Source organism: Streptomyces sp. NPDC002619, from assembly GCF_042889305.1.
Classification (GTDB): Bacteria; Actinomycetota; Actinomycetes; order Streptomycetales; family Streptomycetaceae; genus Streptomyces.
This window is the reverse complement of the sequence record NZ_JBIAQV010000013.1, coordinates 12,539-29,407: the sequence shown is the minus strand read 5'-3', so window position 1 is coordinate 29,407 and position 16,869 is coordinate 12,539. Positions and strand designations below refer to the sequence as shown.

General features: G+C 69.0%; 12 protein-coding genes. 1 reads left to right on the top strand and 11 read right to left on the bottom strand.

All coding sequences use genetic code 11. The features are described 5' to 3' along the window. Nucleotides 1-285: 285 nt before the first annotated feature. The 11 genes from ACFYXB_RS21425 to ACFYXB_RS21375 all read right to left on the bottom strand — a co-directional run bounded on the left by ACFYXB_RS21425 (nucleotide 286) and on the right by ACFYXB_RS21375 (nucleotide 15,719). A complete protein-coding gene (locus tag ACFYXB_RS21425; RefSeq protein WP_389584626.1) occupies nucleotides 286-2,256 on the bottom strand; it encodes a TIGR03960 family B12-binding radical SAM protein in 1,971 nt (656 codons plus the stop codon). A 70-nt stretch (nucleotides 2,257-2,326) separates the two neighbouring features. Beyond that, on the bottom strand, nucleotides 2,327-3,841 hold the full coding sequence (locus ACFYXB_RS21420; RefSeq protein ID WP_389584623.1) for a CHAD domain-containing protein: 1,515 nt from the start codon (nucleotides 3,839-3,841) through the stop codon (nucleotides 2,327-2,329). A 107-nt stretch (nucleotides 3,842-3,948) separates the two neighbouring features. Then, complete coding sequence (gene rodA, locus ACFYXB_RS21415) at nucleotides 3,949-5,148, bottom strand: rod shape-determining protein RodA (protein WP_389584620.1); 1,200 nt, start codon at nucleotides 5,146-5,148, stop codon at nucleotides 3,949-3,951. Next, nucleotides 5,145-7,406, bottom strand: coding sequence for a penicillin-binding protein 2 (gene mrdA / locus ACFYXB_RS21410; RefSeq protein WP_389584617.1), 2,262 nt, complete (start codon nucleotides 7,404-7,406; stop codon nucleotides 5,145-5,147). Before mrdA ends, rodA begins: the two co-directional genes overlap by 4 nt. A 113-nt stretch (nucleotides 7,407-7,519) precedes the next feature. After that, nucleotides 7,520-8,188, bottom strand: coding sequence for a rod shape-determining protein MreD (gene mreD / locus ACFYXB_RS21405; RefSeq protein ID WP_389584614.1), 669 nt, complete (start codon nucleotides 8,186-8,188; stop codon nucleotides 7,520-7,522). Between the two features lie 13 nt (nucleotides 8,189-8,201). Beyond that, nucleotides 8,202-9,143 (bottom strand): rod shape-determining protein MreC, encoded by a 942-nt coding sequence (gene mreC, locus ACFYXB_RS21400; protein WP_389584611.1) that lies wholly within the window; start codon nucleotides 9,141-9,143, stop codon nucleotides 8,202-8,204. Between the two features lie 162 nt (nucleotides 9,144-9,305). Next, on the bottom strand, nucleotides 9,306-10,325 hold the full coding sequence (locus ACFYXB_RS21395) for a rod shape-determining protein (protein WP_389584608.1): 1,020 nt from the start codon (nucleotides 10,323-10,325) through the stop codon (nucleotides 9,306-9,308). A gap of 335 nt (nucleotides 10,326-10,660) precedes the next feature. Beyond that, nucleotides 10,661-11,074, bottom strand: a complete 414-nt coding sequence (ndk, locus tag ACFYXB_RS21390) for a nucleoside-diphosphate kinase (RefSeq protein ID WP_389584605.1) — start codon at nucleotides 11,072-11,074, stop codon at nucleotides 10,661-10,663. A 64-nt stretch (nucleotides 11,075-11,138) separates the two neighbouring features. Next, entirely contained in the window at nucleotides 11,139-11,504 is a 366-nt protein-coding gene (locus tag ACFYXB_RS21385) for a DUF4233 domain-containing protein (protein ID WP_351354537.1), read from the bottom strand. Nucleotides 11,505-11,511: 7 nt separating this feature from the next. Continuing rightward, complete coding sequence (locus ACFYXB_RS21380; protein WP_389584601.1) at nucleotides 11,512-12,996, bottom strand: bifunctional folylpolyglutamate synthase/dihydrofolate synthase; 1,485 nt, start codon at nucleotides 12,994-12,996, stop codon at nucleotides 11,512-11,514. 98 nt (nucleotides 12,997-13,094) lie between these two features. Then, nucleotides 13,095-15,719 (bottom strand): valine--tRNA ligase, encoded by a 2,625-nt coding sequence (locus ACFYXB_RS21375; protein WP_389584597.1) that lies wholly within the window; start codon nucleotides 15,717-15,719, stop codon nucleotides 13,095-13,097. Between the two features lie 137 nt (nucleotides 15,720-15,856). On the opposite strand from ACFYXB_RS21375, the gene ACFYXB_RS21370 reads away from it, so the two are divergent. After that, nucleotides 15,857-16,807 carry a hypothetical protein gene (locus tag ACFYXB_RS21370; protein WP_389584594.1) on the top strand — a complete coding sequence of 317 codons (951 nt, stop codon included), beginning with the start codon at nucleotides 15,857-15,859 and terminating at the stop codon, nucleotides 16,805-16,807. Nucleotides 16,808-16,869 lie beyond the last annotated feature (62 nt).

The window sequence follows — 16,869 nt, the reverse complement described above, 5'->3', positions numbered from 1 at the left end:
CAGCCGTGGTCTGAGGCGGAAAACCAGGCTGAGTCACAGATGCTTAGTCAGGAACGACTCAAAGCGTCCACACCACGGCACAGCGGCCGCAGCAAGCTCAAACCCACTCCACCCTCTGAGTGGACGTCCGGTGAGCCTCCAGGCCCCGGCAGAGGCGTACATGGCCCACTCTGCGGCGCCGGCTGCCGACGACTCGTAGTGCCAACAGCAGCCAACGCCGTAGCCACCTCGTCCTCGCTCGCGCCGTCAAGCGCATCAGCGATCCGCGACAGTGCCTCGCTCACCTCAGTGCGCGTGACCACTCGAAGCAGGCGCGGGCGCCGCGTTCTTGACCGCCAGCGGCAGCAACTTCTTGCCGCTGTTGCTTACTTGTGGCCAAGTATCCATCTGCGGACACACCCCACAATCGAAGCACGGCGTCCAGCGGCAGTCCTCGACCTCTGTTTCGTCGAGGGCGTCCTGCCAGTCCTCCCAGAGCCAGTCCTTGTCCAGGCCCGAGTCGAGGTGGTCCCAGGGGAGGACCTCCTCGTACGCGCGCTCGCGGGTGGTGTACCAGTCGACGTCCACGCCGAACGCCGGCAGCGTCTTGTCCGCGCAGCTCATCCAGCGGTCGTAGGAGAAGTGTTCGCGCCAGCCGTCGAAGCGGCCGCCGTCGTCGTAGACCGCTCGGATGACGGCGCCGATGCGGCGGTCGCCACGGGAGAGCAGGCCCTCGACGATGCCGGGCTTGCCGTCGTGGTAGCGGAAGCCGATCGAGCGGCCGTACTTCTTGTCGCCGCGGATCTTGTCGCGGAGCTTGGTGAGGCGGGCGTCCGTCTCCTCGGCCGAGAGCTGCGGCGCCCACTGGAAGGGGGTGTGGGGCTTGGGGACGAAGCCGCCGATCGAGACCGTGCAGCGGATGTCGTTCGAGCCGGAGACCTCGCGGCCCTTCTGGATCACGCGCGTCGCCATGTCGGCGATCTGAAGGACGTCGTCGTCCGTCTCCGTCGGCAGGCCGCACATGAAGTACAGCTTCACCTGGCGCCAGCCGTTGCCGTACGCGGTGGCGACCGTGCGGATCAGGTCGTCCTCCGAGACCATCTTGTTGATGACCTTGCGGATGCGTTCCGAGCCGCCCTCCGGCGCGAAGGTCAGGCCGGAACGGCGGCCGTTCCTCGTCAGCTCGTTCGCCAGGTCGATGTTGAAGGCGTCCACGCGGGTGGAGGGGAGTGACAGGCCGATCTTGTCGTCCTCGTAGCGGTCCGCCAGGCCCTTCGCGATGTCGCCGATCTCCGAGTGGTCCGCCGAGGACAGGGAGAGGAGGCCCACCTCCTCGAAGCCCGTCGCCTTCAGGCCCTTGTCGACCATCTCGCCGATGCCCGTGATCGAGCGCTCGCGCACCGGGCGGGTGATCATGCCCGCCTGGCAGAAGCGGCAGCCGCGCGTGCAGCCGCGGAAGATCTCGACCGACATGCGCTCGTGGACCGTCTCGGCAAGAGGGACGAGCGGCTGCTTGGGGTAGGGCCACTCGTCCAGGTCCATGACCGTGTGCTTGGAGACGCGCCACGGGACACCCGACTTGTTGGGGACCACGCGGGCGATACGGCCGTCGGGGAGGTACTCGACGTCGTAGAACGCCGGGATGTACACCCCGCCGGTGCGAGCCAGACGGAAGAGGACCTCCTCGCGGCCGCCCGGGCGGCCCTCCGCCTTCCACTCGCGGATGATGCGGGTCATGTCCAGCACGGCCTGCTCGCCGTCGCCGATGATCGCCGCGTCGATGAAGTCCGCGATCGGCTCCGGGTTGAAGGCCGCGTGGCCGCCCGCCAGCACGATCGGGTCGTCCGATCCACGGTCCTTCGACTCCAGCGGGATGCCCGCCAGGTCCAGCGCGGCCAGCATGTTCGTGTAGCCCAGCTCCGTGGAGAAGCTCAGGCCGAACACGTCGAACGAACGGACCGGGCGGTGGCTGTCCACCGTGAACTGCGGGACGCCGTGCTCACGCATCAGCGCCTCCAGGTCCGGCCACACGCTGTACGTGCGCTCGGCGAGGACGCCCTCCTGCTCGTTCAGCACTTCGTAGAGGATCATGACGCCCTGGTTGGGCAGTCCGACCTCGTACGCGTCCGGGTACATCAGCGCCCAGCGGACGTCGCACGACTCCCAGGGCTTGACCGTGGAGTTGAGCTCTCCGCCGACGTACTGGATGGGCTTCTGCACGTGCGGGAGCAGTGCTTCGAGCTGCGGAAACACAGACTCGGCGGCCTCGGCAGGCATCTCGCGAACCTTCGTGAGCGGACAGGGGTGACCATCAAGCGTAACCCGCCCGGGGACCTCCCCCGTACGCTCAGACGGACGCCCCGGCCCCGGCACTCTCCCAGAACCCGGGCACCTCGGCCTCCACGGCCGCCGCACGCTGCTCCTCGCGCCCGTACAGCAGCCCGTACGTGAACGAGCTCTCCCCTGCCGCGTGCGCCAGGGCGGCCAGCTCCAGCAGGGCCTGGCGGGCCATGACGCTGTCCTGGTGGTCGCCGAGCAGGTTCTGCAGGGACTTCATGGATTTGGTCAGGGCGGCCGCCGGGTCGCCGAGGGCGGGGGTGGCCGCCTCCGCCGCGTACCGGGTCCGCTTGGCCTTCTTGCGGGCCTCGTGGAGGGCGAGGTCGCGGTCGTGGCCGGGCGGCAGTTCGATCGCCTGCTCCACCAGGGCGGAGAGGGTCGCGTAGTCCTTCTGTACGACCTTGGCGATCACCTTTTCCGGCTTTCCGGCGGCTGCGGCGCGCAGGGGCGGGTCCGCGACCAGGGCGTCCAGCGTGTCGAGGAGGGTCAGATAGCGCTGGGAGTCCAGGACGCCGATCAGCCGGCGGCGCGATCCGCCGCGGCGGGCGTTGGCCCAGGTGCGCAGGCGGGCGCGGACCGGGCCGGAGACGAGGGTGCGGGGCAGGTCGCCGAGGGCGGTGGTGATGCGTTCGGTGAGCACCTCGCGGTCGCGGTCCACGCCCAGCTCGCCCGCGAGCCATTTCAGCTCATCGCGGATCGGGTCGGTGACGGTGCGGTCGAGGACCTTGCCGTACGAGCGGAAGGCGCTGCGCATCCGGCGGGTGGCGACGCGCATGCTGTGGACGGAGTCGTACTCGTCGCGCCGTACGGCCGGGTCCAGCTCGACGATGGCGTCGCGCTGGGCGCGGACGTAGGCGAGGACGTGGTCGCCCGCGGTTTCCGGTTCGGCCGCGGTCCTCGGCTGCTTGCGCTTCTTCTCCGGCGGGGCCGTCTCGGCCAGGGCGCGGGCCAACTTCGAGGGGGAGGCGGACGGTCTTACGCCGGCTTTGCGCAGCCGCTTCTCCACCTTGTCGAGGAAGGCCGGGTCCACGTCGTCGGCGAGTTCCACCTCGATCTCGGTCCACTGGGCCTTGCCGCCCTCGCCGGGTCCGGAGAGCCGGTCGGCCGTCACCTCGTCCACGCTGACCTCGGCGAGCAGTCTGCCGTCGGCGTCGACGAGGTGGCGCAGGTCGCGGGCGGAGCGGAGGCGGACGACGGGGCGCAGCTCGGCGTCGCGGACGCGGGAGCGGATCAGGGCGGCGAGGCTGCGCGGCAGGGTGTCGGAGAGCGGGGCGTGGATCTCGTCGCGGACGTCGGGGGCGACGGGGAACTTGAGATGCCAGCCTGCGTCCGAGCCGCCGGTGCGTCGGCGCAGGGTGATGGCGTGCCTGGCCAGGCATTCGTCGGCGGTGTCGTAGTAGGTGGCGTCCAGCTCCACGACACCCTGGTCCAGGACGGTGGCCACCTTGCCGACGCTGGTCAGGTCGGGCAGACCGCTGTCGTCGGATTCGTACTTGCGCTCGATCTCGCGTTTCTCATCCGCCATGAATTGAATCTAGTGGCAGTTGACCCCGGACGGCAGGGGCAGACCGGGGTTAATAGCTGGGAAACTTCAGGAAAGGGGCAGATGACCGGGCCGTGTGGACCGGAGGCCTACGCCGACATGGGCCGCTGCACCCTGATCGACTGCAGCAGTCCCACCGCCACCCACACCGCGAACATCGACGTGCCGCCGTACGACACGAAGGGCAGCGGCAGGCCCGTGACCGGCATGATGCCGAGGGTCATGCCGACGTTCTCGAAGGCCTGGAAGGCGAACCAGGCGACGATCCCGGCGGCCACGATCGTGCCGTACAGCTCGGTCGTCTCCCGGGCGATGCGGCAGGCGCGCCACAGGACGACACCGAGCAGGAAGATGATCAGGCCCGCGCCCAAGAAGCCCAGTTCCTCGCCCGCGACCGTGAAGACGAAGTCCGTCTGCTGTTCGGGGACGAACTGGCCGGTGGTCTGCGAGCCGTGGAACAGGCCGGCGCCCGTCAGCCCGCCCGAACCGATCGCGATGCGCGCCTGGTTGGTGTTGTAGCCGACGCCCGCGGGGTCGAGGCTCGGGTTGGCGAACGCCGCGAACCGGTTGATCTGGTACTCGTCCAGGATGTGCAGCTGCCACACCGCGATGGCGCCGATCGCGCCCGCCGCGATGAGGCCGAAGACCCAGCGGTTGGAGGCGCCGGAGGCGAGCAGCACGCCCAGGACGATGATGACCATGACCATGACCGAGCCGAGGTCGGGCATGAGCAGGACGATCAGGATCGGTACGGCGGCAAGGCCGAGGGACTGCAGGACCGTGCGGTGGTCGGGGTACTGCTTGTCGCCCGCGTCGACCCGCGCCGCGAGCATCATCGCCATGCCCAGGATGATCGTGACCTTCACGAACTCGGAGGGCTGGAGCGAGAAGCCGCCGCCGAGCACGATCCACGAGTGCGCGCCGTTGACCGTGGAGCCGAGCGGGGTCAGCACCAGCAGGATGCCGAGGACCGAGAGGCCGTAGAGGATCGGTACGGCGTTGCGCAGGGCGCGGTGGCCGAGCCAGACCGTGCCGATCATCAGGGCGAGCCCGATGCCGGTGTTCATGAGGTGCCGGATCAGGAAGTAGTACGGGTCGCCCTGGTTGATCTCGGTCCGGTTGCGGGTCGCGGAGAAGACCAGCAGCGAGCCGATCAGCGACAGCGCGAGGGCCGCCAGCAGTATCGGCCAGTCCAGGCGGCGGGCCACGGAGTCCCGGGCGAGGAGCCGGGTCCAGCCGGCGCGCTGGGGGCCGTACCCGGAGACGGAGAAGCTGTTCGCGCCGGTCATGCCACCCTCCTCCGGCCCGCTCGCGCACGAGAGCGCCTACGGAATCGCCTGCGGGTGTTGCTGTTGCCGGTCCCGGGCGTGGAGGTCGTCGCCGGGGGCTGGGACCCGTCCGGGGAGGGCGAGCCCGACGGCGTGGCCTGTACGTCCTTGACCGGGTCGTCGGAGATCTTCGGGGACTTGATCGTGCCGTCGGTGCGGACCTTCGGCAGCTTCGACTCCGGCTCGGGCAGCAGCGCCTTCTTCTTGTCGATGGAGCCGTCCGCCTGGACGCCGTACATCGCGCTGTAGATGTTGCGCACGGCCTCACCGGAGGCGCCGGAACCCGTACCGGCCTGGGCGATGGTCATGATGACCGTGTAGTCCTTGGAGTACGTGGCCAGCCAGGACGTGGTCTGCTTGCCGTAGACCTCCGCCGTACCGGTCTTGGCGTGCAGGGTGATCTTGTCCTGCGGCCAGCCGGTGAACTTCCAGGCAGCCGTACCGCGGGTGACGACGCCCTGGAGCGCCTCGCTCATGCCCTTGATCGTCGCCTGGTCGACGGGCAGTCGGCCCTTCTTCTTCGGCTTGATCTCCTGGACCGACTTGCCGTCGGGGCTGATGACCGCCTTGCCGATGGACGGCGTGTACATGGTGCCGCCGTTGGCGAGCGCCCCGTAGATCACGGCCTCCTGGATGGGGGTGAGCAGCGTGTCACCCTGGCCGATGGAGTAGTTGATCGAGTCGCCCTCGCGCATCTTGTTGCCCTCGAGACAGTTCTCGTACGCGATCTTCTCGACGTAACTGCCGTCCTTCTTACCGGACTTGCACCAGGCGTCCTTGTTGGCCTTCCAGTAGTCCAGCTTCCACTGGCGGTCCGGGACGCGGCCGGTGACCTCGTTGGGCAGGTCGATGCCGGTCTCCTTGCCGAGGCCGAACTGGTGGGCGGCCTTGTAGAAGTAGTCCTTGGGCTGGCCCTTCTTGGGGTTGATGCCGCCGTCCTTCTTCCACTCCCGGTCGGCGAGGCCGTAGAAAACGGTGTCGCAGGAGACCTCGAGCGCCCGGCCGAGCGAGATCGGGCCGAAGCTCTCCCCCTCGAAGTTCTTGAAGACCTGGCTGCCCACGGAGTACGAACTCGTGCACGGGTAGCCGCCGTCCCACGCGTACCCGGCCTCGACCGCGGCGGCCGTGGAGACCACCTTGAACGTCGAACCGGGCGCGGACTGACCCTGTATGGCTCTGTTGAGCAGCGGGTAGTCGGAGTTCTTGCCGGTGAGCTGCTTGTAGTCCTTGGCGGAGATGCCGCCGACCCAGACGTTCGGGTCGTACGTCGGCGCGGACGCCATGGCGACGATCCGGCCGGTCCTGGCCTCCATGACGACGACGGCGCCGGAGTCGGCCTTGTAGTTCTCTTCGGTGATCTTGTCGTACTGCTGGCGGGCTACCTTCATCGCCCGGTCCAACTCGTACTCGGCGACGCGCTGGACGCGGGAGTCGATGCTGGTGACGAGATTGGAGCCGGGCTCGGCGGCGTCCGCCTGGGCCTTGCCGATGACGCGGCCGAGGTTGTCGACCTCGTAGCGGGTGACGCCGGCCTTGCCGCGCAGCGCCTTGTCGTACTGGCGCTCGATGCCGGAGCGGCCGACCTGGTCGGAGCGCAGATACGGCGAGTCGGTGTCCTTGGCCTGCTGGATCTCGCCGTCGGTGACCGGCGAGAGGTAGCCGAGCACCTGGGCGGTGTTGGACTTGCCGGGGCCCGGGTAGCGGCGCACGGCCTCCGGCTCGGCGGTGATGCCGGGGAAGTCCTCGGAGCGCTCGCGGATCTGCAGGGCCTGCTTGGCGGTGGCCTCGTCGGTGATCGGGATCGGCTGGTACGGCGAGCCGTTCCAGCAGGGCTGCGGCGTCTTGGCGTCGCACAGCCGGACCTTCTGCATGACCTCCTCGGGACTCATCCCGAGGACCCCGGCCAGCTTGGTCAGGACCGCCTTGCCGTCGTCCTTCTGCTTCAGCAGATCGGTGCGGGAGGCCGAGACCACCAGGCGGGTCTCGTTGTCGGCCAGCGGCACACCGCGCGCGTCCAGGATCGAGCCGCGTACGGCGGGCGCGACGACCTGCTGGACGTGGTTGCCGGAGGCCTGCTTCTGGTATTCGGCGCCCTCCCGGATCTGCAGGTACCACAGCCGGCCGCCGAGGGTGCCGAGCAGGGAGAGGACGAGGATCTGGATGACGACGAGACGGATCTGGACACGTGGGGTCCGACCGGTCTCGGGGATGTTGGTCACTGCGGCTGTCGCCCCCTCTCAGTGCATGTGCGAGCAGTGCATGTGCGAGCAATACGTGTACGAGTCATATCCGACGAACCTGTGTGCCCCCGCGTTCGTCAACGCCCGTGTCTTCACAGCCGCTTGACTCCCTTGATGCGGGTGGCGCGGGTGCGGGCCCTCGTCTTCAGGGCGCCGAGGCCGCCGCGCTGACCGCCGATGCGCAGACCCGTGCCCGAGGTGAGCCACCCGGAGGAGAAGTCGCCGCCCTTGGCCGAGGAGCCGGCCTCGGCGAGCGGGTCGTTGTCGGCGCGGCGGGCCAGGAACATGATCCCGGGGACCACGAACGGCGCGAGCAGAAGGTCGTACAGGGCGGCCGTGAACAGCAGGCTGCCGAGGCCGACATGGCGGGCGGCGGTGTCGCCGACGAGGGCGCCGACGCCGGCGTACAGCAGCGTCGCGCCGATCGCGGCGGTGACCACGACGAGCATGGGCCCGGTGGCCGACTTGATGCGGCCGTTCTCCGGCTTGATGAGCCCGGCGAGATAGCCGACCACGCAGAGCACCAGCGCGTAGCGGCCGGCGGCGTGGTCGGAGGGTGGGGCGATGTCGGCGAGCAGTCCGGCGCCGAAGCCGACGAGGGCGCCGCCGACATGGCCGTACACCATGGCCAGGCCCAGGACGGTCAGGAGCAGTATGTCGGGGACGGCGCCCGGGAGATGGAGGCGGGCGAGGACGCTCACCTGGATCACCAGGGCGACGACGACCAGGGCGGTGGAGAGCAGGATCCGGTTGACACGCACGGGGGTTCAGCTCCTACTGCTGCGTCTGGTCGGTGGCGGTCGCGTCGGCGGACGGCGTGACTGTGACGGTCACCGTCGGGGTGGGGGTCGGCTTGGGCTTGGCCGGGAGCACCTCGTCGCGCGGGTCCTTCTTCGGGGCCTGGACGACGACACCGACGACGTCGAGCCGGCTGAAGCCGACGAACGGAGTGACGTAGATGGTGCGGGTCAGGCCACCGCCGGAGGGGTCGACGCGGGAGACGACACCGACCGGGACGCCGGGCACGAAGGGCTTGTCGGCCTGCGAGCCGAAGGTGACGAGACGGTCGCCCTTCTTCACCTCCGCCTTGCCGTTGAGGAGTTCGACGCGCAGCGCGCGGTCGCCCTGCCCGGAGGCGAAGCCGAGCTCGTCGCTGCCCTCCATACGGGTGCCGACGGTGAAGTCGGGGTCGTTGGCCAGCAGAACGGTGGAGGCGTCCGGGCCGACGGTGGTGACACGGCCGACGAGGCCGTCCCCGTTGAGGACGGTCATGTCGCGCCTGATGCCGTCGTTGGCGCCGACGTCGATGGTGATGGTCCAGGAGAAGCCCTGGGCCGCCCCTATGGCGATGACCTCGGCGCCCTTGATGCCGTACTGCCCCTCCGCGGCGACGCTCAGCATCTTGTCCAACTGCTTGAGCCGGCTGCGGTTGCGGTCGTCGCTGCCGAGCTTGGCCTTGAGGGTCGCGTTCTCCTTCTCCAGCTTGGCCAGCCGGTTGTGCTTGTCGCCCGAGTCGCGGACGGCGGCGACGGCGTTGCCGACGGGATCGACCGCCGACGACACGCCGTTCTCGATCGGGCCGAAGACCGCGGCCGCGGCCTGCCGGGCTCCGTCGACCGGCGAGTTCCGGCCACCACGGATGTCCACTGTGATCAGCGCGAACGCGATGGCGATCAGCAGCACCAGGAGCAGCCGGCTCTCTTTCGTGTCCCTCACGTGCGGCGGCCGTGCCCTTCCTCATAGGAATTCGGGTGGCCCCGGAAAGCGCAGACCCGAAGCGCAATCCCAAGGGGCCCATTCAGGGGAGCTTATGCCTCTATATCAACGATCCGCCGTACGAGAGGGGTTCATCTCGTACGGCGGAATCGACGAGTTGCGTCATCTGCGCGGCTGGGCGTCCAGAACCTGCTGGAGCGCCTCGAACTCCTCGACGCACTTGCCGGAGCCGAGCGCCACGCTGTCCAGCGGGTCCTCGGCGATGTGGATCGGCATACCGGTCTCGCGCCGCAGCCGCTCGTCCAGCCCGCGCAGCAGGGCGCCGCCGCCGGTCAGCACGATGCCCCGGTCCATGATGTCGCCGGACAGCTCCGGCGGGCACTTGTCGAGGGTCGTCTTGACGGCGTCGACGATCGCGTTGACCGGCTCCTCGATCGCCTTGCGCACCTCGGCGGTGGAGATGACAACGGTCTTGGGCAGCCCGGAGACGAGGTCCCGGCCGCGGATTTCGGTGTGTTCGTCGTCGTCGAGGTCGTACGCCGAACCGATCGTGATCTTGATCTGTTCTGCAGTCCGCTCACCGAGAAGGAGGCTGTACTCCTTCTTGATGTGCTGGATGATCGCGTTGTCCAGCTCGTCGCCGGCGACGCGAATGGACTGGGCGGTGACGATGCCGCCGAGCGAGATGACCGCGACCTCCGTCGTGCCGCCGCCGATGTCCACCACCATGTTGCCCGTGGCCTCGTGGACCGGCAGGCCGGAGCCGATGGCGGCGGCCATGGGCTCCTCGATGATGTGCACCTGGCGGGCGCCGGCCTGGGACGACGCCTCGATGACGGCGCGGCGCTCGACACCGGTGATGCCGGACGGCACGCAGACGACGACACGCGGCCGGGCGAGATACCGCCGCTTGTGGATCTTCAGGATGAAGTAGCGGAGCATCCGCTCGGTGATCTCGAAGTCGGCGATCACGCCGTCCTTCAGCGGGCGCACGGCGACGATGTTGCCCGGCGTCCGCCCGATCATCTTCTTCGCTTCGGCACCGACCGCGAGGATCCCACCGGTGTTGGTGTTGATCGCGACGACGGACGGCTCGTTGAGTACGATCCCGCGACCCCTGACGTACACCAGCGTGTTGGCGGTCCCGAGGTCGACAGCCATGTCACGGCCGATGAACGACATTGAGTTCCCCATCAGGATTCGTCTGGCCTTCCCGGGTGCTTTTGAGGGCTTTTCAGGTCGGCGAAGGTGGGTGCGGTGACGTGAAGGCTTCTATCGTAGACGCGCCTGCCCGAACACCGCGCGAGGGTCTTCGCCATTGTCAGCATGTGCGAGACCGCCTCGCTTGTGGAGACGGCCTATCGGGGGCACTCGTTCCCCCGATCGGCGCGCATATGCCGAAGGACGGCCGAAAACGAACGGCCGTCCCAGGTCAGGCATCTCGTCGAAGTGACGGGCCCTCAGAAAAAGCTGCGAAAAATTTGCACGGCAGACGCCTCGGCGACAGCGTCGACCGGTCAGCCGCGGCCCGGGAAGAAGATCTTGACCTCGCGCTCGGCGGACTCCTCGGAGTCGGAGGCGTGGATCAGGTTCTCCCGGACGATGACGCCGTAGTCGCCGCGGATGGAACCGGGGGCGGCGGCGATCGGGTCGGTCGGGCCGGTCAGGGCGCGCAGGCCCTCGATGACACGCTCGCCCTCGACGATCAGGGCCACCACCGGACCGGACGCCATGAACTCGACCAGCGGCTCGTAGAACGGCTTGCCCTTGTGCTCGCCGTAGTGCTGCTCCAGCGTGTCCCGGTCCAGCGTGCGCAGCTCCAGCGCGGTGATCTGCCAGCCCGCCTTGCGCTCGATGCGGCTGATGATCTCGCCGGTCAGCCCACGACGGACTGCGTCGGGCTTGAGGAGGACAAGGGTGCGCTGGGTCACGGGAGGGCTCCTTCTTACTGACATGTGCGGTGGCACGAGGCTACAGGGCAGCTCCGGGCACCTGTTACGCAGCGTCAGCTCCGGAGGCCCCCGAGGCTCCGGACTGCGCCGCGAAGCGCGCCTTCGCCTCCTCGATCTTCCTGCCGAAGTGCACCGACGCCCACCACAGCGCCGCGAACACCACGCCAAGGAAGAACATCGTCGGGACGACGAAACCGGAGGCGATCAGCGCGATCTGCAGCGCCCAGCCGAGGGCGATCCCGCCGGGGCGGGTCACCACGCCGCACAGCAGAACGCACAGGACCATCGCGATCCCGCTGACCGTCCACACCGTCGACGTCGACAGGTCCGGGTCCTTCATCGCGACCAGCCCGGCGAACCCGATGATGAAGAACTCGCCGATCAACGTCGACGAGCAGAGCGTACGCATCGGATCCTCAGCCCCTTCCCAGCAGCACGCGGGCCTCGCCCACCGTGATCACCGAGCCCGTGACGAGCACACCGCCGCCCGCGAACTCGCCCTCCTCCTCGGCCAGCGTGATCGCGGCCTCCAGGGCATCGGGCAGCCGCGGCTCGACCTGGACCCGGTCCTCGCCGAACACCTCGACGGCGATCGCGGCCAGTTCGTCCGCGTCCATCGCGCGGTGGCTGGAGTTCTGCGTGACGACGACCTCCGCGAAGATCGGCTCGAAGGCCTCGAGCAGCCCCCGCACGTCCTTGTCGCCGCTCGCGCCCACGACACCGATCAGCCTGCTGAAGTCGAAGGCCTCCCCCACCGCCTCGGCGGTCGCCCGCGCGCCCGCCGGGTTGTGCGCGGCGTCCAGGACGACGGTCGGCGAGCTGCGTACGACCTCCAGCCGGCCCGGCGAGGTGACGGCCGCGAAGGCCTTGCGGACCGTGTCGATGTACAACGGATCCGCGCGCTCCGCGCCGACGCCGAAGAACGCCTCCACCGCCGCGAGCGCCACGGCCGCGTTGTGCGCCTGGTGGGCGCCGTACAGCGGCAGATACACCTCGGGGTACTCGCCGCCGAGACCGCGCAGGTTCAGCAACTGACCACCGACGGCGACCTGCCGCGACACCACGCCGAACTCCAGGCCCTCGCGGGCCACGGTCGCGTCGACCTCGACCGCCTTCTTGAGCAGCACCTGCGCCGCGTCCACCGGCTGCTGCGCCATGATGACGGTCGCGTCCTGCTTGATGACGCCGGCCTTCTCCTCGGCGATCTCGGCAGGCGTCTCGCCGAGCCGGTCGGTGTGGTCCAGGTCGATCGGGGTCACGACGGCGACGTCCGCGTCGATCACGTTCGTCGCGTCCCAGCTGCCGCCCATGCCCACCTCGACGACGGCCACGTCGACCGGCGCGTCCGCGAAGGCGGCGTACGCCATGCCCGTGAGCACCTCGAAGAAGGACAGCCGGAACTCCTGCTGGGCGTCGACCATCTCGATGTACGGCTTGATGTCCTCGTACGTCTCGATGAACCGCTCGGCGGAGATCGGCGCCCCGTCCAGGCTGATCCGCTCGGTGATCGACTGGACGTGTGGCGAGGTGTAGCGGCCGGTGCGCAGGTCGAAGGCGCCGAGGAGGGCCTCGATCATGCGGGCGGTGGAGGTCTTGCCGTTGGTTCCGGTGATGTGGATCGAGGGGTACGACCGCTGCGGCTCCCCCAGCACGTCCATCAGTGCGGCGATACGGGCGACGGACGGCTCCAGCTTGGTCTCGCCCCACCGGGTGGCCAGCTCCGTCTCGACCTCACGCAGAGCCTTGTCCACCTCGGGGTCCTCGGGACGCGCGGGAACGTCGGCCTGCGGCTGACCCCCCTGGGTACGCAGGGTACGGCTGCCGGCTTCGATGACGGCGAGGTCGGGATCACGCTCGGTCTCAGCGCCGACGATCTCGTCGAAGGGGTCGCTTTCACTCACGGGGTCCAGTCTACGTACCCGGCCTGCGGGCAGTCGTGCCGCAAGCGAAAGCCCCCGGTACCGACAAGTACCGGGGGCTTTCACCGACGTACCGACGCCTACGCCTGCGGCAACCGCTCCAGCTGCGCAGCGATCCGTGCGATGTCCTCGTCGGCCTTGGCGAGCCGCGTGCGGATCTTCTCCACCACCTGATCCGGCGCCTTCGCGAGGAACGCCTCGTTGCCGAGCTTGCCGTTCGCCTGGGCCTTCTCCTTCTCCGCCGCCGCGAGGTCCTTCGCGAGGCGCTTGCGCTCCGCCGCGACGTCGATCGTGCCGGACAGGTCCAGCGCGACCTCGGCCCCGGCCACCGGCAGCGTCGCCGTCGCCGTGAAGGCGTCGCCCTCCGGCTGGAGACGCAGCAGCTGGCGGATGGCCGCCTCGTGCGGCGCAAGGGCCGTACCGTCGAGCGTCAGCCGCGCCGGGACCCGCTGGCCCGGCTGGAGGCCCTGGTCGGCGCGGAAGCGGCGGACCTCGGTGATGACCGACTGGAGAGTCGAGATCTCCCGCTCGGCCGCCGCGTCCCGGAAGCCGCTGTCGGCCGGCCACTCGGCGATGACGACCGACTCGCCACCGGTGAGGGTGGTCCACAGGGTCTCGGTGACGAACGGGACCACCGGGTGCAGCAGCCTGAGGGTGACGTCGAGGACCTCGCCCAGGACCCGCTTGCTGACCTCGGCCGCCTCGCCGCCCGCCTGGAACGTGGTCTTGGACAGCTCGACGTACCAGTCGAAGACCTCGTCCCACGCGAAGTGGAACAGGGCGTCGGAGAGCTTCGCGAACTGGAAGTCCTCGTAGTACGCGTCGACTTCGGCGACGACCGAGCCCAGGCGGGAGAGGATCCAGCGGTCCGTCGCCGACATGGCCGACGGGTCGGGCAGCGGGCCGTCCGCCGTCGCGCCGTTCATCAGCGCGAAGCGCGTCGCGTTCCAGATCTTGTTGGCGAAGTTGCGCGAGCCCTGGACCCAGTCCTCGCCGATCGGCACGTCGACACCGGGGTTGGCGCCGCGCGCGAGCGTGAAGCGCAGGGCGTCGGAGCCGTACTTGTCCATCCAGTCCAGCGGGTTGACCGCGTTGCCGAAGGACTTCGACATCTTCTTGCCGAACTGGTCGCGGACCATGCCGTGCAGGGCGATGGTGTGGAACGGCGGGGTGCCGTCCATCGCGTAGAGGCCGAACATCATCATCCGGGCGACCCAGAAGAAGAGGATGTCGTAGCCGGTGACCAGGACGGAGTTCGGGTAGAACTTCGCGAGCGACTCGGTCTGTTCGGGCCAGCCGAGGGTGGAGAAGGGCCACAGGCCGGAGGAGAACCAGGTGTCGAGGACGTCGGTGTCCTGGTGCCAGCCCTCGCCGGTCGGTGCCTCGTCGTCAGGGCCGACGCAGACGACCTCGCCGTCCGGGCCGTACCAGACCGGAATCCGGTGCCCCCACCACAACTGCCGTGAGATGCACCAGTCGTGGAGGTTGTCGACCCAGTCGAAGTAGCGCTTCTCCATCTCCTGCGGATGGATCTTGACCTTGCCGTCGCGGACCGCGTCGCCGGCGGCCTTCGCCAGCGGGCCGACCTTGACCCACCACTGCATGGACAGGCGCGGCTCGATGGTGGTCTTGCAGCGCGAGCAGTGGCCGACCGAGTGGACGTACGGCCGCTTCTCGGCGACGATCCGGCCCTCGGCGCGCAGCGCGGCGACGATCGCGGAGCGGGCCTCGAGCCGGTCCAGGCCCTGGAAGGGGCCGTGGGCGGTGATGACGGCGTGCTCGTCCATGATGGTGATGGCCGGCAGGTTGTGGCGCTGGCCGATCTCGAAGTCGTTCGGGTCGTGGGCCGGGGTGACCTTGACGGCGCCGGTGCCGAACTCGGGGTCGACGTGCTCGTCGGCGACGACGGGGATGGAGCGGTCGGTCAGCGGCAGCTTGATGAGCTTGCCGACCAGGTGCTTGTAGCGCTCGTCCTCGGGGTGAACGGCGACGGCCGTGTCACCGAGCATGGTCTCGGCGCGGGTGGTGGCGACGACGATGGCGTCGTCCCCGTCGCCGTACTTCATGGAGACGAGTTCGCCGTCGTCGTCCTGGTACTCGACCTCGATGTCGGAGATGGCCGTCAGACAGCGAGGGCACCAGTTGATGATGCGCTCGGCGCGGTAGATCAGCTCGTCGTCGTAGAGCCGCTTGAAGATGGTCTGGACGGCCTGCGACAGCCCTTCGTCCATGGTGAAGCGCTCACGCGACCATGCGACGGCGTCGCCGAGGCGTCGCATCTGCCCGCTGATCTGTCCGCCGGACTCGGCCTTCCACTGCCAGACGCGCTCGACGAAGGCCTCGCGGCCCAGGTCGTGCCGGGACTTGCCCTCCTTGCCGAGCTCGCGCTCGACGACGTTCTGCGTGGCGATTCCGGCGTGGTCCATGCCGGGCTGCCACAGCGTCTCGAATCCCTGCATGCGCTTACGGCGGGTGAGGGCGTCGATGAGGGTGTGCTCGAAGGCGTGGCCCAGGTGGAGACTGCCGGTGACGTTCGGCGGCGGGATGACGACGGTGAACGGCGGCTTGTCGCTCTTCGCGTCGGCTTCGAAGTAACCGCGCTCTACCCAGCGCTCGTACAGCGGCCCCTCTACATCGGCCGGCGCGTACTGGGTCGGCAGTTCGGTGTCGGGCGCTGGTGGCTGCTGCTGAGCGTTCTCGGTCACGGGGGTCAGTTTAGAGGTGTCACGACCCAGTCCCGAAACGCGTTTGTTCTGTAACGGTGCGCCCCCCGGCGCCTTGGGCTTCCGGCGACTGCGCCAGGATGTCGGGAACGCATAAGCATCTGGAGGGGAACCCAGTAATGAGCTACAACCAGCCGGGCCCGTACGGCGGGCAGCCCCAGCAGCCCGGACCGTACGGCCAGCCGGGCCCCTACGGCCAGCAGCAGCCGCCGCAGGCACCCCAGCCCGGCTACGGCTACCCCCAGCAGACCCCTCCGCCCCAGCCCGGCTACGGCTACCCCCAGCAGACCCCTCCGCCCCAGCCCGGCTACGGCTACCCGCAGCAGCCCCCGCAGGGCGTCCCGCCCCAGAACCCGCCCTACGGCCAGCAGCCGTACGGTCAGCAGCCCTACCCCCCGCAGCCGCCGGCGCCCGGTGGGAGCGGCAAGAAAACGGGGCTGATCATCGGCGCGGTGGCCGTGGTGGCCGCGATCGCGGTGGCGGTGTACTTCCTGGTCAGCGGTAGCGGCAGCAGCGGCTCGGACATCGCGGACGACGGCCCGCACAAGCTGACTACGCCGGCGACGATCCTCGACGGCCAGTACAAGAAGACCGATTCCGGCAGCGGCAAGATGACCGAGCAGGACCTCAAGGACGCCGAGACGTGGGGCGTCCACAACCCGAAGGACGTCAGCGCGGGTTACACGTCGGGGTCGGGCCTGACCTCGAAGCAGCTGCTGCTCTCCGGCGTGTACGGGACCATCGACGACCCGGAGAAGGTCGTCGACGCCATGTTCGCGCAGATGAAGAAAGACTCCGAGAAGGACCCCTCCGAAGGCAAACTCGTGGGCAGCCCGCAGGAGTTCACTCCCGCGCATTTCGACAGCGGCATCATGAAGTGCCAGGCGATCGAGAGCACCGAGTCCGGGAAGAGCATGCAGATGCCGTTCTGCATCTGGGGTGACCACAGCACGCTCGCGTACGTGCTCTCGTACGACTTGGCCGCCCTGGCAGCGGGCAAGAGCACCTCCCTGGCCGATGCGGCCGACCTGGCCGCCAAGGTCCGCAACGAGGTCCGCGTCAAGGCCTGACCGGTCGCGTACCGGAAACCGAAGAGGCCCAGGTCGGGTGACCTGGGCCTCTCTCGTGCTCG

Bases quoted from the DNA above. Each gene is read 5' to 3' on its own strand.
- ACFYXB_RS21420 (WP_389584623.1), bottom strand. From the start codon at position 3,841: ATGGCGGATGAGAAACGCGAGATCGAGCGCAAGTACGAATCCGACGAC.
- ACFYXB_RS21385 (WP_351354537.1), bottom strand. From the start codon at position 11,504: ATGCGTACGCTCTGCTCGTCGACGTTGATCGGCGAGTTCTTCATCATC.
- rodA (WP_389584620.1), bottom strand. From the start codon at position 5,148: ATGACCGGCGCGAACAGCTTCTCCGTCTCCGGGTACGGCCCCCAGCGC.
- ACFYXB_RS21370 (WP_389584594.1), top strand. From the start codon at position 15,857: ATGAGCTACAACCAGCCGGGCCCGTACGGCGGGCAGCCCCAGCAGCCC.
- ACFYXB_RS21425 (WP_389584626.1), bottom strand. From the start codon at position 2,256: ATGCCTGCCGAGGCCGCCGAGTCTGTGTTTCCGCAGCTCGAAGCACTG.
- ACFYXB_RS21395 (WP_389584608.1), bottom strand. From the start codon at position 10,325: ATGTCGTTCATCGGCCGTGACATGGCTGTCGACCTCGGGACCGCCAAC.